This is a genomic window from Leptolyngbya sp. FACHB-321 (genome assembly GCF_014695975.1).
Taxonomy (GTDB): domain Bacteria; phylum Cyanobacteriota; class Cyanobacteriia; order Leptolyngbyales; family Leptolyngbyaceae; genus Stenomitos.
Map to the genome: position 1 here is coordinate 139,411 of NZ_JACJPI010000012.1, position 22,632 is coordinate 162,042.

Genomic DNA, 22,632 nt, shown 5'->3' on the forward strand with positions numbered 1-22,632 from the left:
GCCCCTGTCCCTGCGGAAATTTAGCACAATAGATTATGCTGAAAAACTAAGCTGGTAGGTTTATCGCTGCCAGTGGTGGTATCACAATTGGTTGGTAGTACAGTCTACGTTAAGTTTTGAGTCGAAATCCCAATGAAAAGCGCCTTTCTAGAACGACTGCATCACCCCGATCGCCCCGTGATTGTTTTTGATGGCGCAATGGGTACCTCGCTGCAAACACAAAACCTGACGGCAGACGACTTTGGGGGCGCAGAGTACGAAGGCTGCAACGAATATTTAGTGTTTACCAAACCTGAAGCAGTGGCTCAGGTGCATCGCGAGTTTTTGGCGGCGGGTGCGGATGTCATCGAAACCGATACCTTTGGAGCAATGTCGATCGTCCTGGCAGAGTACGATCTGGCAGATCAGGCATATGCGTTGAACAAAGCCGCGGCAGAATTGGCAAAACAGGTTGCCGCTGAATTTTCGACTCCCGAAAAACCGCGTTTTGTGGCTGGGTCGATCGGCCCCACTACTAAGCTCCCTACACTGGGGCATATCGACTACGACACCATGAAGGCAACCGTTGCAGAGCAAGCCGACGGTCTGTACGACGGTGGTGTCGATCTATTTATTGTTGAGACCTGTCAGGATGTGTTGCAGATCAAAGCGGCACTCAATGGCATCGAGGAAGTCTTTGCCAAAAAGGGCGATCGTAGACCACTCATGGTTTCCGTCACGATGGAGCTTCAGGGCACCATGCTGGTTGGCTCCGATATCACAGCGATGTTGAGCATTCTAGAACCCTTCCCCATTGATATTTTGGGGCTGAACTGCGCGACGGGACCCGATCGCATGGCAGACCACATCCGTTATCTCTCTGCCAACTCACCCTTCGTCATCTCCTGCATCCCCAACGCAGGCATCCCCGAAAACGTTGGTGGTCATGCTCACTACAAGCTGACTCCAATGGAACTCCGTATGGCACTCATGCACTTTGTCGAAGATCTGGGCGTACAAGTCATTGGTGGCTGCTGCGGCACCCGTCCCGATCACATCCAGCAGTTGGCAGAGCTGTCAACGACGTTAACGCCAAAAGCACGACCAGTTCGAGGTGAGAGGACGACCGTCTCACCCTCTCACCCTCCTACCCCCTCAACGTTTCCCTCTCCCCGTCCGCTCCTTAGCTATACGCCCTCTGCCGCCTCCATCTACAGCGCTCAACCCTACGATCAGGACAACTCTTTCCTCATCATTGGTGAACGGCTTAATGCCAGCGGCTCCAAGAAGTGCCGCGATTTGCTGAATGCCGAAGACTGGGATGGGCTGGTTTCGCTGGCAAAAGAGCAGGTGCGAGAAGGCGCGCACATTCTAGACGTGAACGTGGATTACGTTGGGCGCGATGGTGTGCGAGATATGCACGCACTCGTGTCTCGTCTCGTCACAAACGTTACGCTGCCGCTGATGCTGGACTCCACCGAATGGGAAAAAATGGAGGCAGGGCTGAAGGTAGCAGGTGGCAAATGCCTACTCAACTCTACGAACTACGAAGATGGTGAAGCACGCTTTCTGAAGGTGCTGGAGTTGGCGAAACAATACGGTGCTGGGGTCGTTGTGGGCACGATCGACGAAGATGGCATGGCACGCACCGCTGAGAAGAAATTTGCGATCGCCCAACGCGCCTATCGCCATGCACTGGAATTTGGCATCCCTGCTTACGAAATTTTCTTCGATCCACTGGCACTACCCATCTCTACGGGCATTGAAGAAGACCGGGCAAATGGACGCGCCACGATCGAAGCCATCCAGCAAATGCGTGCCCAACTTCCCGGTTGCCACATTTTGCTAGGCGTTTCTAATATCTCGTTTGGCTTGAGTCCTGCAACGCGGATTGTGCTGAACTCGATGTTTCTGCATGAGGCGACCGAGGCAGGGATGGATGGGGCGATCGTCAGCGCCAGCAAGATCCTGCCCCTGGCAAAAATCGATCCCGCTCATCAAGCCGTCTGCCTAGACCTGATCTACGATCGACGACGCTTTGATGGCGATGTCTGCGTTTACGACCCGCTCACAGAATTGACGAAACTGTTTGAAGGCGTGTCTGCTAAAGATGCAAGGGCTTCTCGCGCTGCCACTGCCGCCGACCTACCGCTCGAAGAACGGCTGAAGCAGCATATCATTGACGGCGAACGCATGGGCATGGACGATCTGCTGAAGCAGGCAATGGAAACCTATCCACCGCTCCACATCATCAATACCTTTTTGCTCGATGGCATGAAAGTGGTGGGCGAACTCTTTGGCTCCGGTCAAATGCAGTTGCCCTTCGTGCTGCAATCTGCCGAAACCATGAAAGCGGCGGTCGCCTTCCTAGAGCCGTTCATGGAAAAAGAAGACTCTGGACAGGCAAAAGGCACCTTTATCATCGCCACTGTTAAAGGCGACGTACACGATATTGGCAAAAACTTGGTGGACATTATTCTGTCCAACAACGGCTACCGCGTGATTAACCTGGGCATCAAACAGCCTGTCGATACCATCATTGAGGCATACGAGCAGCACAAACCTGACTGTATTGCCATGAGCGGTTTGCTCGTCAAATCCACTGCGTTCATGAAGGAAAACCTGCACGTCTTTAATGATCGCGGTATCACCGTCCCCGTTATCCTCGGCGGCGCAGCCCTCACGCCCAAATTTGTTCATGAAGACTGTCAGAATGCCTATAACGGTCAGGTTATTTACGGTAAAGATGCTTTCTCCGATCTCCATTTTATGGATAAGCTCATGCCTGCGAAAGCGGCAGGAGAATGGGATGATGTGAAGGGATTTTTGGGAGAGGAGACAGAAGGCAGAGGGCAGGAGGTAGAGGGAGCAGGGGAAGCAGTGGCGACAGAGGGAGTAGAGGAAGCAATTCAAAACGCTACCCCTACTCCCCACTCCCTACTCCCCACTCCCTCCATCGAAGACACTCAGCGTTCCGAGGCGATCGCTGCCGATATTCCCCGACCTACACCACCGTTCTGGGGCACCAAAATCATCCAGCCTGCCGATATTCCCTGGGATGAACTTTTCTGGTATCTGGATCTACAGGCGTTGATCGCTGGACAATGGCAGTTCCGCAAGCCGCGTGAACAGTCACGGGAAGAGTACGACGAGTTTCTTCAGAAAACGGTCTACCCAATTCTGGATCAGTGGAAACATCGCATTGTCGATGAGAACCTGCTCCATCCTCAAGCTATCTACGGCTACTTCCCCGCCCAGGCAGATGGTAATAGCCTTCACCTCTATACTCCCCACTCCCCACTCCCTACTCCCCACTCCCAAGACCCAATCGCTACCTTCACCTTCCCTCGCCAAAAATCCTTACGTCGCTACTGCATCGCCGATTACTACGCGCCCAAAGACTCTGGGCTCATCGATGTTTTCCCCATGCAGGCGGTGACAATGGGTGAGGTCGCTACGGAGTATGCTAAGAAGCTGTTTGACGGCAATAGCTACACCGACTATCTCTACTTCCATGGCATCGCAGTACAGATGGCAGAAGCATTAGCAGAGTGGGTACACGCCCGTATTCGTCGCGAGTTGGGCTTTGGCAGCGAAGAGCCTGACAACATTCGTGATGTGTTGGCGCAACGCTATCGAGGGTCGCGCTATAGCTTTGGCTATCCTGCCTGCCCCAATATGCAGGATCAGTACACGCTGCTAGATTTGCTGGATGCCAAACGCATTAACCTGCATATGGATGAAGGCGAACAACTCCATCCAGAACAATCGACTACGGCGATCGTGACGTATCACCCTGCTGCTGCTTACTTTAGTGCGTAGAGCACAAAGCTCAGAGCTGTGCCGCTTAACCCTAAGTTGGAGCGGACATTTGAAAGCCCTCAATTCTGAGTTAGATAGCCTTTGCCGCTTAACTTCAACGTTAGACATCTTCTTGATGTCTATGGATCGAGCTAGATAGATTGCAACTTGTTACATTCAATCTTTTCGATTATTGAAAATTTCAGTTTTTCTCGTTTGTGTCATGTCACATTGAACTCAACACAATTAAGGAGTAGTTTTCAATGAGTACCCTGTATGACAAGCTCGGTGGTGCAGCGGCGGTTGATATAGCTGTAGAAAAGTTTTATGAAAAGGTTTTGGCAGATGAGCGCGTTCAGCATTTCTTTGCTCATACCGATATGCAACAACAGAAACAGCATCAAAAAGCCTTTATGACCTATGCTTTTGGTGGTGCTAAACACTGGAATGGTAGCCCTATGAGAGAGGCACATAAAGAACTAGTAGCCGAGATGGGCTTAACCGATCGTCACTTCGATGCGATCGCTGAGGATTTAGTTGCCACCTTAGTTGAGTTGGAAGTGCCGCAAGCCTTAATTGATGAAGTTGTGCAAATTGTAGGTTCTGTTACTCATCGAAATGATGTTTTGAATCGCTAAATTAGAAAGGTAGAAATAGTAAACCTGCTAAGGTCATCATTCAATACTGGCAGAAAGATAATAAGGTCTAATAATATCGCCGTAGCAGACAGCGCCTTGAGCAGCATGGGTAACGTTTGTACTCCAAGTGCGATCGCCCACCTCATCAGTTAGGTTAAAGTATGAAACCCAGCATCTAAGCCTAGAGCGAATGGACGTTGAGTTTCGCCCTACTGATGGGTGATTAGCTACAGGCTCAAGTCGGCTCAACCTAACCTACGGCGAGAGGGGCTAAGTACAATCGCCTGCTAGCTACTTTAGTACGTAGGGAGTGTGGGTCGATCGCGCTCATTCCATCAAAGCGCTAGAATTATTTTCTCAATTCTGAAAGATTCCATACATTTAACCTTTCTGTTTAGGGAGAGAGTTAGACTGACAAGAAAGTTGGGAAGCTTAAATTATGAAGATTTGTCTGTAGCCTGGAAAACCGTATGATCTTGCAAAGCATTAGACAACAGTTATCCAGCCTCAGAGTGGGGCAAAAGATTGGTCTAGGGTACGCTCTTGCTCTAGGCATTGCTGTGTCGGGCACAATTGCTGGCTTTGCCTTTGAGAATCATTGGCAGCAAATGACTGAACAACGAGAGACACACGCCCGCAACGAAGTGGAGCTTCTACAGCGTCTCCAATCGCGTGTGCTTCAAGCCCGAACCCATCAACAGCAGCTTATCCCTTTGGCGCAATACCCAGAAAAATTTCAGGATGAGTATGCTCACTTAGTGAAGCATAAAGCTGAAATTCAAGAGATTTGGGCTGAGCTTAAAGCATTTGTGGCGAAGTCTATGTCCTTACACGGTGAGGACCATCAAAAAGCGATGCCAGCTTTCTTGCAAACCTATGACCAGGTACCGCAGCTCTATGCGCAGGAAGTAGAACGTCAAGTTGAACGAATTCGTAAGCTGAACCTTGCATCACCTACTGATGTTAAGCAAGCCCAAGCGCTCCTGTTGGCGTTTACAAATAGCAATTTGGCGCTGGAATTCGATGGCATCTCGGACGACCTTGTGGGTTTACTTGACGAGTCATACCAGGAGCTTCAGGAAGCAGCGCAGTCACGACGGCAAGCGGGCGAAGTTGCCCAGATCATTATGGTGGCAAGTATTGTCTTGTCCATTGCGATCGCTATCCTTTTGGCAATTTTGACTAGCCGAGCGATCTCTCAACCGATTGAAGCTTTGACTGATATTGCCCGACGCTCTACCGAGGAATCTAATTTCGACTTACAAGCAACGGTTAAGCAAGACGATGAGATTGGAACACTTGCCAAGTCGTTTAACCAACTGATTCAATCGGTTAAGCAACTCCTACAGGAGCAACAGACAGCTAACGAACAGCTAGAAACCTATAGCCAAACGCTTGAATCTAGAGTTGAGGAAAGAACCCAAGAACTGAACGCTAAAACTACACAGTTGCAACAACTTTTAGAAGAACTACAGCGCACTCAGGTTCAGATGGTGCAAAGCGAAAAGATGTCTGCTTTGGGTCAAATGGTGGCAGGGGTTGCACATGAAATCAACAATCCGGTCAACTTCATTCACGGCAACCTTACCTATGTACAGGAATACGCCCACAATTTATTAGGTTTTGTGCAACTTTACCAGGAGTGCTACCCTGACCCAGTACCCGCAATCCAAGCAGAGGCAGAGGCGTTTGATCTTGAGTTTGTCCAAGCCGATCTACCTAAGATGCTGGATTCGATGAAAATGGGCACCGATCGCATCCGTCAGATTGTCTTGTCACTCCGTAACTTCTCACGCATGGATGAAGCTGACTTCAAAGCAGTTGATTTGCATGAAGGCATTGATAGTACGTTGTTGATTTTGCAGCATCGCTTGAAAGATAGAGCAGAGCGTCCAGCGATTCAGGTAGTGCGTGAGTATGGCAATTTACCGCTAGTGGAATGCTATCCGGGGCAAATTAATCAGGCGCTGATGAATATTCTGGCAAATGCTATTGATGCGCTGGAGGAAGCCAACGTCAAACGAACCTATCAAGAGATCAAGCAAAAGCCTAACCAGATTACCATTCAAACTTCCATCATCAATTCAGAGTGGATAAAGATCTCCATTGCTGATAATGGCATGGGAATGCCTGAAGCTGTGTACAAACGTATTTTTGATCCATTCTTCACCACGAAAGCCGTCGGTAAGGGAACGGGAATGGGAATGCCAATTAGTTATCAAATTGTCACTGAGAAACATGGCGGCAAGTTAGATTGTTTCTCAATACTTGGTGAGGGAACAGAGTTTATCATTCAAATTCCTGTTAGACAGCAAATCCGTGCTGCTGCATAATAAACTCAGGCACTTAAATGTCTTTTCTTGAAGGGCAGCACCCTTTTTCAAACGTTATTTGTGAAGAACAGAAATAACGCCTACAGATCGGTGAGATGCAGTTAAGCAGTCTTAGCCAACTTATACCGATTTTCTTCACACACCATAAAGCAAGCGTCTCCTGTCTGCGGCTTCGCCCTTATAAAGAGGCTTGAGGGGAAGCAAGCACGGGAATCTCTAACCAGCACCTTTTGAATTGATATGACTATCAGCCATAGGTACATGGAGCGTTACCAGGAAGCAAGTGCAACGTTACCCGTGACCTTATAGCCTCTTAATACAGTAGCAATTAAGATGTAGGCAATGATACAAACGCTTATGCCCACTTACGGGAAGCACGATCGCCTATGAAAATCCTGCTGATTGAGGATGATCAGCCTACCAGTTCGGCATTAGTTGAACTGCTTACCGCCCAACACTATGCGGTAAACCTAGCAATGGATGGGCAAACGGGGTTGGAGTTAGCCAGAGACTCTGCCTATGACTTGATTTTGCTGGGTGTGATGCTCCCCAACCTAGACGGCATTCGTGTCTGTCAGCAACTTCGAGCAGACGGTTATCAGTGTCCCATCTTGCTGCTGTCAGCAAACGCTAGCAGTGGCGATCGCATTATTGGGTTAGAGGCAGGAGCCGATGACTATGTTGTCAAGCCCTTTGATCCGCCAGAGCTAATAGCGCGCATACGTGCCTTGTTGCGGCGAGAACGTGCCTCTGCCGACTCGGTCTTGACCTGGGAAACAGTGCAGTTTGATACGGTCACTAGCGAAGTCACCTGTAACGGTCAACCGTTACGGCTCACCCACAAAGAATATGGTCTGTTAGAGCTTTTTTTGCTCAACCCCAAACGCATCTTTAGCCGCAGTGCCATTCTCGATCGCCTGTGGGATTTTGCTGAACCGCCCGGAGAGGAAACCGTCAGCACGCACATTAAATGCCTGCGCCAAAAACTGAAAGCGGCAGGTGCCTCCGATTTAATTGAGACGGTTTACGGGTTAGGGTATCGGCTCCGAACGCCTGCTCAGGCGGCAGAAACCCCCGTTTTAGCTCTTGGCAAGCAAAAGCGGGAAGCAGCGGCGAGTCAGAGGGCAGCAACAACGACTGCCAGAGTTTGGGAAAAGTATCGAGACAATATTCTGGCGCAGGTAACGGTTTTAGAAACGGCAGCACGTGCCTTGACGGCAGGGCAATTGACCCCATCACAGCAACAGCACGCCCAGCAAGAGGCGCATAAATTAGCCGGATCGCTGGGCATTTTTGGCTTTATGGCAGGGTCGCATCTGGCACGGGAGTTAGAGGCGTTGCTGCAACTGGAGACAAGGTTGGAAGCAGCACAGGTGCAGCACGTCTCGCAGCTGGTGGCATCGTTGCAGCAAGTGCTGGCTCAGGCACAGGCAACGGCTACCATGCCAGAGACTAATGCCTACGCTCCTTCTCTGCTGATTATTGATGATGATCTACTGTTGGCAGAACGGGTCAGGATTGAGGCGATCGCCTGGGGGCTTCGGGTTGAACTGGCGACTGATTTGGCAGTTGCCCGCAAAGCGATCGCCCAGGTGCCTCCAGATGCAATTTTGCTGGATTTGAACTTTCCGGGTGCCGACAATGGGTTTACGTTGCTGCGGGAGTTGATGCAGCGATCGCCACCCATTCCAGTGTTAGCGTTTACTGGGCAGGGCGATTTGGCTAGTCGTCTGGCAGTAGTGCGGCTAGGAGGCTGCGTCTTTTTGCAAAAACCGTTACCGACCTATGAAATTCTCAAAGCTGTGACCAACGTATTACGGCAAACCCAAGTGCAGCACCACAATCGCGTGCTGGTAGTGGATGATGATGGCGCGATCGCTGCTAACCTGGCGCATTTGTTGCAGCCCTTTGGTGTAGAAGTGACTGGACTGAGTGACCCCCACCAGTTTTGGGAAATATTAACGGCAACTATGCCAAACCTGCTGTTGTTAGACTTAGAAATGCCTGGTTTTAATGGCGTGGATTTGTGTCAGGCAGTGCGGAGTGACCCTAAGTGGCAGCAGTTAACGATTTTATTTCTGTCTACTCATACAGAAGCGGCAATCGTCGATCGTGCCTTTACCGCTGGCGCTGATGACTACCTCTTTAAAGCGATGGCAGCAACGGAACTGGCGACCCGCATTATTCATCGGCTTAAACGAAGTGGGTTCCAGCCTACTGCCAGTCCTTCAAGCCAACTAGCAGACAAGGGTCAGGCGACGTAGAGGCAAAAAGTGTCAAGCTTAAGCGGTGATCTTCAAGGAGTTTTTGTGAGCAGCACAGTCGATCGTCGAGTGATCACGTATGGAGTGGCAGTAGGCGCGACCGCGATCGCCCTCTTGCTCACCCTCTGGCTAAAACCCTTTTTGAGCCAAACGATTGCTGCCTTTTTTTACCTGGCTGTGCTGGTTTCATGCTGGTTTGGTGGGGTTCGACCAGGCATCGTCACAACGATTCTGGCGGCTCTGTCCCTTAGCTGTTTTTTGCTGCCACCGCTAGATCAACTATCAGTAAGGGGCTCTAGCGCTTTCGTTAGCTTAGGCGTTTTTATCACCGTTGCCTCGTTAATTAATTTGCTGACTAACCTTCAACGGACGAACCAACGCAAGCTCGACCAACTGAATCACCAGTTGCAGGAAGCAAACGTGCAAGCACTGCGAACAGCATTAGCGGCTGCCTGCGTCGGAACGTGGCATTGGAATTTGGTAACGGGGGACATTACTTGGTCGCCAGAGCATGAACAGTTGTTTGGTCTCGAACCTGGCACCTTTGATGGGCGGTATGAAACCTTTAATGAGCGAGTGCATCCCGACGATCGTGTTAGCGTTACTGATGCTGTGCAACAAGCGCTAGAGCAGCACACTGCTTATCACCTTGAGTATCGGGTCGTCTGGGCAGATGGTAGCGTGCGTTGGGTTGAAGGTAGAGGAGAGGCAGTTTATGACGCAGCCAATCAACCCGTGCAGATGAGTGGCACGATCGTAGACATTACCGCTCGTAAACAAGACCAAGCAGCTCGAGAAAGAAGCGAGCAACATCTGCGTGCCATCTTTGAGGCAGAACCAGAGTGCGTCAAGGTGATTACGGCAGACGGCATCTTGCAAGCTATGAATCCGGCGGGACTGGCGATGCTTGAAGTCGATCACCTGGATCAGGTGATCGGGCAAAATGTCTGTCCCTTAATCGAACCGTCGTTTCGACAGGCGTTTCTAGCCTTTACTCAGCAGGTTACGCAGGGGCAGCCAGGAGTCTTAGAGTTTGAAATCATCGGGCTGAAGGGCACCCATCGCTGGTTAGAATCCCATGCTGTGCCGCTGAACTTTCAAGATGAGGCGGGCACTCAGGTGCTTGCTATCACACGGGATGTTACCGATCGCAAACGGATTGCAACCGCGTTGCAACAAGCAAACCAAACGTTAGAGCAGCAGGTACAGGAACGCACTGCTGAACTCAAGCACCGGGCAGACGAAGTTCAAGATCTCTACGATAAAGCCCCCTGTGGCTATCATTCCCTTGATGCCGAGGGGCGCTTTGTCCGCATCAACGACATTGAGTTGCAATGGCTGGGCTATGAGCGCCACGAAATTTTAGGCAAACTGTTTTCTGAGCTACTGACTTCCCCTAGCGTACAGACGTTTCAGGAACATTTTTCTAAGTTTAAGGAAGTGGGTTGGGTTCGCAACCTGGAGTTTGAACTGATCTGTAAAGATGGATCACTCCTATCGGTCAACTTGAACTCCACAGCAATTTACGACGAGTCCGGCAATTACGTGATGAGCCGCTCGACCCTGTTTGATACTCGCGATCGCAAGCGCACTGAGGCAGCCTTAACCGCCTCTCAGGCAAGATTTGCTGGCATTGTAGAGATTGCGAATGATGCCATTATCTCAATTGATGCACAGCAACAAATCACCTTATTTAACAAAGGAGCCGAGAAGATTTTTGGCTACGCAGCGGCAGAAGTCTTGGGTCAACCGTTGAGCCTTCTTTTACCAGAACGCTTTGCCCAAAGCCATCCGCGTCATATCAGCGGTTTTACGCAAGCACCTGAAATTGCTCGACAAATGGGAGAGCGCAGCGAGCTTTCCGGTCTCCGTAAAGACGGCAGTGAGTTTCCTGCTGAAGCCTCAATTTCTCGCTTGACGCTGGGCAACGAACGAATTTTTACAGCTATTCTGCGAGACATTAGCGATCGCAAGCAAGCCGAAGCCGCTCAAGCCCGTCTGGCTGCCATTGTTGCCTCCTCGCAGGATGCCATTATCAGCAAAACGCTGGATGGTGTGATCGTAAGCTGGAACGCCAGCGCCGAGAAACTGTTTGGCTACTCAGCCACAGAGGCGATCGGTCAGTACATTGGGCTGATCATTCCCTCAGACCGACTGGGTGAAGAAGTGCGGCTCTTAACTCAGATCCGCCGGGGCGATTTGATTCAGCAATACGAAACTGTTCGACAGCGCAAAGACGGCACGCTGATTGATATTGCGCTCACTCTTTCGCCCGTAAGAGATGCTAAAGGCACCATTGTCGGTGCTTCCAAAATTGCTCGCGACATCACTGAGCAACGTGCCTTAGACCGCATGAAAACCGAATTTATCTCCATTGTCAGTCACGAACTCCGCACGCCTCTCACTGCTATTCGCGGCTCTCTAGGCTTGATTTTGCGGGGAGTTTACGACAAAAAACCTGACAAAAAACACCGCATGATTGAAATTGCTGCTCAACAGAGCGATCGCCTCGTGCGCTTAGTCAACGACATTCTCGATTTGCAACGGCTAGAATCCGGCAAAATGAAGCTCTCTCTGCAAGCTTGCGATGCTGCTGCCTTGATGCAGCAAGCCGCTGACACAATGCGCGCCTATGCCGAAGAACACCACATCCAACTTAACGTCACGCCCCTGTCTGCCTCCGTGTGGGCAGCCCCCGATACCATTATCCAGATCCTCACTAACTTGTTAAGCAACGCCATCAAATTCTCACCGGCAGGCGGGCAAATTTGGTTAAGCGCAGAGCCACAGCTTCAAGTTGAGGGCACAGGAAAGAAAGAAGCACCCGCTTGCCCCTCCGTTCGCTTCGCTGTCAAAGATCTAGGTCGCGGTATTCCTTCAGACAAGCTAGAGACCGTTTTTGAACGCTTTCAGCAAGTCGATGCGTCCGACTCTCGTGACAAAGGCGGCACTGGACTCGGCTTGGCGATCTGTCGCAAAATGATCGAGCAGCATGGTGGATGCATCTGGGTCGAGAGCCGTTTAGGGGAAGGAAGTACGTTTTACTTCACATTGCCGATGGTGGATGAGGACGCAAGAGTAAAGGGAACAGAATGTCAGCCAAACGTATACTTGTAATCGACGATGAAGCAGTTATTCTAGAAGTCATTCAAGGCTGCCTGGAAGAATTGGGAGACATGGAAGTCTTGATGGCAGCATCAGGTATTGAGGGCTTGCAGATCGCTCAGACTGCCTTGCCAGACGGAATTTTGTTAGATGTTTCGATGCCGGGTATGGATGGGTTCACGGTGCTGCGGCAGTTGCAAGAAAATACCGTGACGCAAAAGATTCCTGTGGTGCTGCTGACTGCCAGAGTGCAACCAGAAGACCGCGCAGCGTTTGCTCAAACAGGCGTGGCGGGGGTCATTTTGAAACCGTTTGACCCGATCGCCCTCGTCGATCAGGTAACAGACGTTTTTGGGTGGACGGTATAAATTAAGAAACTTCAAACTTTCCTCAAACTCTTCCTCTAGGGTGAAGACAACTCAGCCCCGGAGAAGACGTGTGTCCACCAAACAAATCCTAGTCATTGACGATGAAGCCGCCATACAGGAAGTGGTTCAAAGCTGCTTTGAGGATCTGGCAGGGTGGACAGTGATCACGGCTAGTTCTGGTCGGGCAGGTTTTGCCGAAGCCCTCACAGCAAAACCAGATGCGATCGTACTAGACGTGCTGATGGCAGATGTAGATGGTCTTACACTTCTCCGACAGCTTAAAGCGAATCCTGCAACTGAGGCAATTCCGGTTGTTCTGCTAACGATCGCAACAGACTTTGCAGACCCAAAGAGCTGTGAAGCACTGGGCGCCGTAGGCGCGATCGCCAAACCCTTCGATCCCTTTAGCTTGGTCGAGCAAGTAGCAGGCTTTTTGGGATGGGCAGTAGGACAACGAGAGGAAAGCCCATGAACTGACCGTCTACAAAGCCAAGAATTTTCAACACGACTATCAACTGAGGGCAAGTATGAGCCAACAAACGATCGAAACTGCGTATGAAACCAGCCGCTTAAAGGCACTCCACCAATATTGCATCCTGGATACAGCACCTGAAGCTGCCTTTGACGATGTGACCCAGTTAGCTGCCCAAATTTGCGGCACTCCGATCGCGCTCGTTTCTCTACTCGACCACGATCGACAATGGTTCAAGTCAAAAATTGGCTTGGCGGTTTCAGAGACGCCCCGCACGCTTGCCTTCTGCCACCACACAATTTTGCAAGCTGAACCTCTAATTGTGCAGGATGCACTGACGGACGAACGCTTTGCTAATAATTCTTTGGTAACAGGCGACCCCAAAATTCGGTTTTATGCCGGCATCCCTTTAACCACTCCAGACAGCTATCGCATCGGCACGCTCTGCGTTATCGATCGCAGACCGCGGCAACTTAGCCCTGAACAGATTCGGGCACTGCAAGCCCTTAGCCGTCAGGTCGTCAGCCAACTGGAGTTACGCCGCAATCTAGCAGCACGGCAAGAAAGCGAACGCCGTTTAGCTACGCTCATGGACAATCTACCCGGTTATGTTTACCAGGTTGCTAATGAGCCAGATTATAGGGCTGAGTTTATTAGTGAGGGTGTGTTTGCGGTAACGGGCTATCACCAAGCAGAGTATCTAGTTGATCGCACCATTGCCTACGGGCAAAACATCCATCCCCACGATCGCACCCTTGTTTGGGAACAGGTGCAGCAAGCCGTAAAACTGCGGCAACCCTACGAATGTGAGTATCGCATCATTACTCAAAGGGGCACCGAGCGATGGGTTTGGGAACGAGGACGTGGCATTTATACAGATAACGGTGCCCTGTTACGGTTGGAAGGCTTTGTCACCGATATTAGCGATCGCAAAGCGGCTGAAACCCGCCTAGAGCAGAAAGCACAGCAAGAAAAGCTCATTCGAGTAGTGACGGAACACATTCGTCAATCCCTTGACCTCAACGAGATCCTAACTACCACCGTTACCGACGTCCGTCAGGTACTGCAAGCAGATCGGGTATTGCTTTTTCAGCTAGAGCCAGATGGTTCAGGATATGTGGTACAAGAGTCAGTCGATCCCAACTGGGAGGCACTTCTGGGACACAATTTGGCTGATCCCTGTTTCCAAGCCAACTATATTCAGAAATATTTTGAGGGACGAGCCAGTGCCGTTGCCGATATTCATGACGGTAGCATCCATCCCTGCTATGCCGAGTTCCTTGAACAGTTGGGTGTGCAAGCAAATCTGGTAGTGCCCATTATTCAAACTGGGCATCTATGGGGCTTGTTAATTGCTCATCAATGCGCCCAGCCGCGCCAGTGGTCTGAGGAAGAAATCCAATTGCTCAAACAACTTGCAGACCAGGTGGCGATCGCGATCCATCAGGCATCCCTCTATCAACAAGTGCAAACGCAACTGACCGAACGGATGCAAGCAGAAGCAAAAAATCAAGATCAGGCAATGCTGCTCGATGTGGCAACCGATGCGATCGTCGTGCGAGATCTTAACCATCAGATTACCTTCTGGAATCAAGGCGCAGCTAGGTTATACGGCTGGTCAGCAGAGGAAGTTTGTGGCAAAGCGGCGGCTGACCTCTTGTACCGAGAGGCTCCCTCCAACCTGACAGAAATCTACCAGACCGTTCTTGTTACCGGACAATGGCAGGGCGAACTTACACAATTAACGAAGACGCAAACAGAAGTGACTGTTGCCAGCCGTTGGACGTTGGTACGACACCCTAACGGACAGCCCAAAGCTTTTTTGATTGTAAACACCGACATCACACAGAAAAAGTTGCTGGAACGACAGTTTCTCCGCACTCAACGTCTAGAAAGCATTGGCACTCTGGCGGGTGGTATTGCCCACGACTTAAACAATGTGTTGGCACCCATTTTGATGGCAGTGCCCCTATTAGAAATGCAGCCTGAAAGTGCAAAACGCCAGAAATGGCTGAATGTGATTGAAACTAGCGCCAGACGGGGAGCCAGTTTGGTAAAGCAAGTATTAAGCTTTGCACGCGGCAGCGAAGGTGAACAATCGCTGTTAGAAGTGAAACACCTGATTAACGAAATTAAACAAATTGCTGAGGAGACTTTTCCGAAAGCAATCAATGTCATAACCTATATACCAAATGATTTATGGATGGTTTGGAGCGATGTCACCCAACTGCACCAGATTCTTATGAACCTTTGTGTGAACGCTCGTGATGCCATGCCCAATGGTGGCATCCTGCAAATCACGGCTGAAAACACGGAGCTAGACGAAAGCACGGCGAACCTACACCTCGGTGCTCGTGCAGGTTCCTATATTGTGATCACAGTAGCTGATACGGGTACTGGCATCGCTGCTCATATTATCGATCGCATCTTTGACCCTTTCTTCACCACCAAAAAAATTGGTCAAGGTACAGGTTTGGGGTTATCAACTGTGATGACCATTATCAACAGCCATCATGGTTTTATGACTGTCTCTAGCCAAGTGGGAGACGGCACTAAGTTCAAAGTGTATCTGCCAGCGTTACAAAGCAGCGAGGCTCAGACACCCACATCGTCAGAAATTTCTGATGGAGCGGGAGCATGGCTTTTGCTAGCGGATGATGAAGCGGCAATTCGGGAGTCAACCAAAACAACGCTGGAAGCCTATGGCTATCGCGTTCTCACTGCAAGCAATGGCATTGAAGCGATCGCTCTTTACACTCGGCATCAAGCGTCTATTCGTTTAGCGCTCATGAACATTATGATGCCGACAATGGATGGTCCTACTGCTATTCGTACCCTACAAGCCATTAATCCTAAGCTGAAGATTGTCGCAACCAGTGGATTAACCACCAATGAAGCATTAGCAGAAATGGATATTCGAGTTGATCACTTCTTAATGAAACCCTTTACTGCCCCAGAGTTATTGCTTGCCCTGCATCAGACGCTTCAAACTTGAAACCAAAACTGCTGAATGATGGTTTACAAAGATTAAAAACCATCATCTAATGTATCGTTTCACCCTGCTTCAAATTTTCTTCAAAATCTTTCTCTACGTTGAACATGATCGAGAAGTGGTTGCACCGAGCGTTCGCTGTTTCTCCCTACATCGTATTGATTAGATTCTCTCATCATGACTTCTTGCCCTTGCTGCTCTGGTCCCTTACTTCGCCACATCCGTTGCCAGGAGAAATACTGGTTCTGTCGCCATTGCTGGCAAGAAATGCCTGTGCTAGAAGAATCTATCCTTTTAACAGCAGTGAATTTAAACAACGTAAGTTTAAACAATGTAAGTTTAAAGTCCCCTTCCAAGCGGGAGCTTGTTACGGCTTGACAAACTTAAAGTTCGCTTCAGTTGCGATGTTTGTAGGTCTCACTGCAAGCCCTGCACTCATTAGCAAACCGCTGAGTTTTGCAAGAAGTACGTACGATCGCTCCTTAGTTCAGTAGTGAAACGTCAGGCAAGCTCCTTTCTCCTGGTGCAACGGTTGGCTTGCAACTTAGGGCTAGCGGCACTGCTCATAGCGCTAGTGTTCGCTAATCTTTTTGATCGCAATAACTTTAGTTGCAGCAAGAGGGCGATCGATGGAAAGCGGCTATTTGGTCAGTAAAGCCTCCTTTCGGACATCCTTTCTACCAATTAAGCTTTGTATCAAATGAGACAAAGCTTTCTCTACTGCGGTGCTCTTAGGGAACTTTAAGTGCAGGCTAAGTTTCTGGTTAATCCTGGGGGCAAAAAATGTACGACTATGAACTCCTACTACACTATCTAGAAGGACAAAGAGATTTTAGCGGTGTTGACCTTTCCAACATCAGTCTACTAGGAGCCAATCTGGCAGAAATCACCTTAGCCAGTGCGAACCTCACTGGAGCCTGTTTGTCCTCAGCCTATCTAGCCTCAGCGAACCTCTGTAAAGCTAATTTGTTAAGAAGCAATTTAAGTCAGGCGTTCTTAAACAGAGCTAACCTGAGCTTCGCTAAACTCAGTCATGCAAACTTGGCAGCCGCCGACTTAACCAAAGCGAACCTAAAGGGAGCCTCACTTGTGCGGGCAAACTTAAGCGCTACTAAACTTAGTGGTGCAAACTTAGCTGGCGTAAACCTACGTGAAGCCAATTTGCAAGCAGTCAATTTATGTGGAGCAGACTTGCGGGGCATCAACCTACGTTCAGCCAATTTGCAGGGCGCAAACCTGAGTTGGGCAAACCTGAGTGGTGCCCGGTTAAGCGGCGCGGTGCTGCAAGGTGCCCTCTTAACTGGAGTTAAGCTGAATGAAGCCTACTTGAATGGTGTAGATTTGCAAGGTGCCGATCTGGGTGGTATTGATTTACATGAGGCAAAGCTGAACGGCGCGAATTTACAAGCGGCAGATCTCACAGCCGCAAACTTAAGTGCAGCCCATTTACGGTCAGCGAGTTTGACAGGCACAAGACTGCGGGCAGCCGATTTAAGTAGTGCTGATCTGCGAGGCGTAAACCTGAGAAACGCCATCTTTGAACGAGCACTCTACACTTTAGAAACGCAGTTTCCCAGAGACTTTGATCTGCTTGCACAGGGAGTGTGTCTCGCTAATACATCTGTAGAAGTTTAAGGCAGCAGTAGCACATAGTGTTTTCAATAGGACTGCGTGGAGTTTCAAACATAGAGTTTCAGCTAGCAGCAGAGAGTGTTTCCGCCTGGAAATTGCTAGCAGTTGTTTAGTGCCAAGTTTCTTAAGCCTTACTAGCAGAAGTTGGAGCTGATCGTTACAGTCGATATTATCCAATCGATAAATTCATCGACGATGACAACCCATAGTGCTAAGGATAGGTGTGTCCGTCGCATGGCAATTCGACTGAACCTCTTGATACGCAACCTTTCGCCTCAGGAAGATGGAGGGAGATTAAGTGGGGACTGCAGCTAGCACTCTTTAGAGTGGTATTAGTTTAACTATGCTCAACAACTTTCCCAAAAGGGTAGACAGATGCGAAAGTGGTACCTTTCAACAGCTATCTACGAACACTAAGCAATTACTCTAACTGAAGCAGAAGACTGAGCACCGTAAGGGAGTAAATTTGCTGAGGCGCTACGTCCAACTGCGGTTTATAGTTTCCATGTGCATTGTGCATCGACCATCAACGTTGGTAAAACGAACGAATTCGGCTCAAGCTAACAGGGCATCAATGCCTCTACCATCTTTCCTTCTCTACTAATTATCTGTTGCCTTATTACAACAACCACAACCACTAAGGTAGGCAATGCAGTGCTGAAAGCAAGTGGCTGCTCTTCTTAGTGCTTACAGCTTCACTCAAACAACTGGCTACTTTTCACTACTGACAAACCTTCGCTCAGTTAAGTTCCATTTGTCGCTGAATTTAACCTGTGCTCTCGCAAGGGCAAGGCATTTGTACCAGAACATCCTGGTTTATGTCGAAATTCTTGCTACAGATTACTTCGCCCACACAGCGTAAAAAGTTTCTTCAAAGTTTCTACCCTGGCATTTTAGTTACGGCAACAAGTTTGCTGCCGTATAAAGTTCAGGCTGGGAATTGATTGAACTTTTAAGTGCCTTAGCAATGGATAAAGCTGCTTAACTCACCTCAACTAACACTTATTTAGTGATTAGTTAGACCTAACCTGGAGGATTTTTCGGATGGCAACCATTACAGTCACCAATACAAGAGACAGCGGCGCAGGCTCCTTAAGAGATGCGATCGCCCGTGCCCAAGCTGGTGACACCATCAAGTTTGCGTCTACCCTGGCAAACACAACCATCACGCTCACAAGTGGACAACTTGCCATTAATAAAGCCCTAACCATTGATGGTACAGGGGTTAGCAACCTGACAATTAGTGGTAATCAAGCTAGCCAGGTATTCAATGTTGCGAGAAATACCACTGCCGCATTCAACAATCTCACGATCGCTAATGGCAAAACAACGGGTAAAGGTGGCGGTATCCAGGCAAGTGATTACAGTACGGTAGTCGTCACCAATTGCCGTTTTAACAACAATGCAGCCGGGGTTGGGGGCGCAATCAGCGTTGGCTATGGCAGTAACGCAACCGTTACTAATAGTCAGTTCAATCTAAACAATGGCACCCTCACCAACTCAGGTTTTAGCGCAGGTGCCATTGCAACTACTGGCTCTGGTGTTCTGACAGTACGAGGCTCCCAGTTCACCAATAACAAAGGGGTCAATGGTGGCGCAATCTATAGCTTGCTGGGGGCACTAACCATAGAAGATTCTGTCTTTTTGAAGAATAGCGCGGCTGGAGAGAGTGGCGGTGGAGCCGTTTTTACCGATGGTGCTAACCCAGTAGGACCTGGCTCCAGAGATAGCGGTACAAGTGTGAGCGGCACGATCGCGATTCGGCGCAGTCGCTTTGAAGGCAATACAGCTCAGGGAGAAGGTGGGGCACTGTTTCTCTATGCTTACGGTCCTGACAAACTTATTCTTGAAGACAGTACGATTGTTGGCAACTCAGCTACCACGAACGGTCAGTACGCTAGAGGTGGAGGCATCCGCAGCACCAGCAATTTGACGATGCGAAACGTGACCGTTGCCAACAATACCGCAACTAAGCAAGGGGGCGGGCTTTGGATTGATGGCGCACTGCCCGTTAACATCATCAACAGCACCTTTTCTGGCAATAAAGTGACGGATGATGCTGGTGGAGCCATGTTCTTAAGAACCGAACCAAATACCCCAGTCAACATCACGAATTCTACCATCGCTAACAACTTCGCCGGACGGGCGAGTGGCGCGATGTGGTTGGGCAGTTCAACACAAGCTGTGACGCTAAAAAATTCGATCGTGGCTAACAATACAGCAGGCGATCGCTATCAACAGCAGATCGGGTATGCTCCTCGCGACGGCGGTGGCAATATTGAATTTCCGCCACCAGCCTATGGCAATCGTCGAGTTGCCGCCAGTAGCCAGACCATTGATCCCAAACTCGGAACTCTGCAAACCCTTAATGGAGTGCTACTGCATTCATTGCTGACAGGTAGCCCTGCCATCAACACAGGTGTCAGCGGTGCCCCAACCATTGACCAACGAGGCTTTTTGCGTGACAGCAAACCAGATGTTGGTGCCTTTGAATTTGGCAGTCTGACTCGCCCTGTCGCAACACGTGCCTTAAGTATTGATAGCCGCACAGGGCTAGAAGGGAACAGCGGCACGACTAACCAGACCTTTACAGTCAGGATATCTACAGCAAGTAGCCAAACCATTACGGTTGACTATGCTACTGCAAACGGTAATGCCAAAGCAGGGGCGGATTATATTGCAAAAACTGGACAGTTAGTCTTCAATGCGGGTGAAACGGTCAAGACACTTCAAGTTCCCATCATTGGTGATCTAATCCCTGAACTCAGTGAAGTGTTTTACGTCAACTTAAGCAATGCTAATGGTGCAAGTATTGTAGCTGGTCAAGGCATGGGCATTATCCCAACAGACGATAGTCTTCCACCTTCCCTCTCAATTAATGATATTAGTGTGAATGAGGGAAGCAGCGGCGCAACGAATGCAGTGTTTACAGTCAAGCTTTCTGGAACTAGCCCAGGGCGTATCTCAGTGAATTATGCTACAGCAGACACCACCGCGATCGCGACGCAAGACTACACCCGTGTCAGCGGCTTACTCACGTTTAACCCTGGCGAAACGACAAAAACAGTTACCATTCCTATTCTTAGTGATAGCTTGCTGGAGTCTAACGAAACCTTTTCGGTCAAGCTGACTAACCCTGATAATGCCAGAGTTAGTGATGGCACTGGTATTGGCACGATCGTCAACACTACTTCCAGCACCCAACTACTTAGTGCAAGCAACGCACCCCTTGCTACCACCAGCCAGGTCAATAGTGCAGGTAGCAACTGGTTCATGAATGATCTCGTTCAAAACCCTGATCAATTGATGATCAGCGGCACAAGTACCACAACACCTAACCCGATCGACTCTTCCAGCCTTCGTCCAGCACCTGTTTAAGACAGTACAAACGCAGCTCGCACCCATCAATCTGGTTCCATCAGCGATGGGTGTTGAGCAAATCAGGGTGCTTCTCTACGGACTTCTACAACAAATGGATTGATCAAAGAAGAGAATTCATCGTAAATATACCGAGTTTCGCTCACCGTAAAGATACGGTAAGCTAAGTAGCAATAGTCGTCATTAATCCCGTATATTTATAGTCAGCGAAGGATATTTCATTCGCAAGGATGACTTATCTTGACCAAAAGGGGCTTCTACCAAGTCTCGGTTGACTTTGGTAGCAAACGCAATTCCTCAAGCTCCTTTGGAGTTGGGAATCACTGTGACACTTGCACCAGAATTGGGACTAACACCCCTTAAATCGCTTTTACCGCGATCGAAGGGGCGGGTTCTCGTTGCATTCACTGTATTCCTTAACTTAAAACAATGACAAAGACAAACAGCTTTCTCAAAGGTGCTGCGCTTACTGGCGCGGCGCTCACGCTAGGGTTGCTTTCAACAGGACCCGTTCATGCTTTCACCTTTGCCCCCGGTAAAACCAGTGTGATAGTAGAAGCAAGTGACATCAACAAGTCTTTTACGGTTGAATTTGATGGCAACGTGGAGAGACAGAATGTTACTGGACTAACAGCCGAAGCAATCTTCACATTCTTAGGCTTTACTACGTCTGGAAGCAACACTAACGCAAACTTTAGTGTCAATCTGACGAATACGTCAAGTGGTAATCCAAACAACCCATCTGGTATTTTTTCAAGGGTTTCTGCTTTAGGATTTGACGTTGGTCCTAATCTTATTGCTGCCAGTACCACTGGCTTTTTCCCTGGTGCTGTACGGAACAGTGCGTTTCCCAACCAATTTGGAGACATCGAAGTTTGCTTTAAAGGTGGTCAAACTAATAACTGTCAAGGTGGGACTGGAACTGGTCTTTTTAATGGTCAGACTGACACGTTTAATCCTGTTCTTACTTTTGCTGGTTCCGTTACTTCATTTACCCTTAGCAACTTTGGTGTCCGCTACCAATCTATTGACGGTAACGGTTTTAATGATGATAGTGGCACAGGTAGAGGAAAAGTCCCCACACCTGCTTTACTACCAGGGTTGCTAGCATTAGGTGCAGGCGTATGGCGTAAGCGTAAGGGAGAGCAGTCTGCTGAGGCTAAAGCTGAAGTCTAATTTTAGTAGTCTATGCCTGCTACAAATACAAAGTCTGAGTTATTTTGATTACTCATAAAAACGCACCCTGACAGTAATGTTAGGGTGTTTTTTAGATCGCTTTGCTTACTACCGACAGCGTTCTGATCGAGTTAGTGCTGGTGGTTGCACCTGCAGTGATATAGCTACCGCCATAGAAGTTAGGACGCAACCTGCTTGAGCACGGTTTCCATCGCATCGCGCAAAGGAGTGGCAGCACGTAAGTGTTTGCGAATACGACTTTTTAACCACGCCCAGCATTTTTCAATCCGATTGAGGTCAGGTGAATACGGTGGCAAATAGACGACTCGTGCTCCAACCACTTCAATCAATTGAGCAATACGGTCACCGTGGTGAAAGGTGGCATTATCCATAATCACCCACTCTCCAGGTTGAAGTACTGGCAGTAAGCAGGTTGGCAACCAAATTTCAAAGACAGTGCGATTACAGGCACCTTCGACCGTAAAGGGGGCAAG

Annotated in this window: 13 protein-coding genes; 12 read left to right on the forward strand and 1 reads right to left on the reverse strand. The window is 49.3% G+C overall.

Annotated elements, in window-relative coordinates; translation table 11 throughout:
- Positions 1-132 precede the first annotated feature (132 nt).
- From metH to H6F76_RS01485, 12 genes are all read left to right on the forward strand, one after another.
- Positions 133-3,801, forward strand: coding sequence for a methionine synthase (gene metH / locus H6F76_RS01435; protein WP_190505279.1), 3,669 nt, complete (start codon positions 133-135; stop codon positions 3,799-3,801).
- A 242-nt stretch (positions 3,802-4,043) separates the two neighbouring features.
- The gene (locus H6F76_RS01440; RefSeq protein WP_190505282.1) at positions 4,044-4,418 is read left to right on the forward strand and encodes a group 1 truncated hemoglobin; all 375 of its coding nucleotides are present in this window, start codon (positions 4,044-4,046) and stop codon (positions 4,416-4,418) included.
- A gap of 470 nt (positions 4,419-4,888) precedes the next feature.
- Positions 4,889-6,751, forward strand: coding sequence for an ATP-binding protein (locus H6F76_RS01445; protein WP_190505284.1), 1,863 nt, complete (start codon positions 4,889-4,891; stop codon positions 6,749-6,751).
- A 386-nt stretch (positions 6,752-7,137) separates the two neighbouring features.
- Positions 7,138-9,015 carry a response regulator gene (locus H6F76_RS01450; protein WP_190505285.1) on the forward strand — a complete coding sequence of 626 codons (1,878 nt, stop codon included), beginning with the start codon at positions 7,138-7,140 and terminating at the stop codon, positions 9,013-9,015.
- A 45-nt stretch (positions 9,016-9,060) separates the two neighbouring features.
- Positions 9,061-12,132 carry a PAS domain S-box protein gene (locus H6F76_RS01455; protein ID WP_190505286.1) on the forward strand — a complete coding sequence of 1,024 codons (3,072 nt, stop codon included), beginning with the start codon at positions 9,061-9,063 and terminating at the stop codon, positions 12,130-12,132.
- The gene (locus tag H6F76_RS01460; RefSeq protein WP_190446471.1) at positions 12,108-12,488 is read left to right on the forward strand and encodes a response regulator; all 381 of its coding nucleotides are present in this window, start codon (positions 12,108-12,110) and stop codon (positions 12,486-12,488) included. Before H6F76_RS01455 ends, H6F76_RS01460 begins: the two co-directional genes overlap by 25 nt.
- Positions 12,489-12,558: 70 nt before the next feature.
- A complete protein-coding gene (locus tag H6F76_RS01465; RefSeq protein WP_190446470.1) occupies positions 12,559-12,960 on the forward strand; it encodes a response regulator in 402 nt (133 codons plus the stop codon).
- 55 nt (positions 12,961-13,015) lie between these two features.
- Entirely contained in the window at positions 13,016-15,955 is a 2,940-nt protein-coding gene (locus H6F76_RS01470) for a GAF domain-containing protein (protein WP_190505287.1), read from the forward strand.
- 174 nt (positions 15,956-16,129) lie between these two features.
- On the forward strand, positions 16,130-16,330 hold the full coding sequence (locus H6F76_RS31290) for a hypothetical protein (protein ID WP_347275965.1): 201 nt from the start codon (positions 16,130-16,132) through the stop codon (positions 16,328-16,330).
- Between the two features lie 405 nt (positions 16,331-16,735).
- Positions 16,736-17,587, forward strand: coding sequence for a pentapeptide repeat-containing protein (locus tag H6F76_RS01475; protein ID WP_190505288.1), 852 nt, complete (start codon positions 16,736-16,738; stop codon positions 17,585-17,587).
- Positions 17,588-18,628: 1,041 nt separating this feature from the next.
- Entirely contained in the window at positions 18,629-20,962 is a 2,334-nt protein-coding gene (locus H6F76_RS01480) for a right-handed parallel beta-helix repeat-containing protein (protein WP_190505290.1), read from the forward strand.
- Between the two features lie 429 nt (positions 20,963-21,391).
- A complete protein-coding gene (locus H6F76_RS01485; protein ID WP_190505292.1) occupies positions 21,392-22,138 on the forward strand; it encodes a cistern family PEP-CTERM protein in 747 nt (248 codons plus the stop codon).
- Between the two features lie 179 nt (positions 22,139-22,317).
- On the opposite strand, the gene H6F76_RS01490 is transcribed toward H6F76_RS01485, so the two are convergent.
- The coding region (locus tag H6F76_RS01490; protein WP_190505294.1) for a transposase at positions 22,318-22,632 on the reverse strand (315 nt) is incomplete at its 5' end.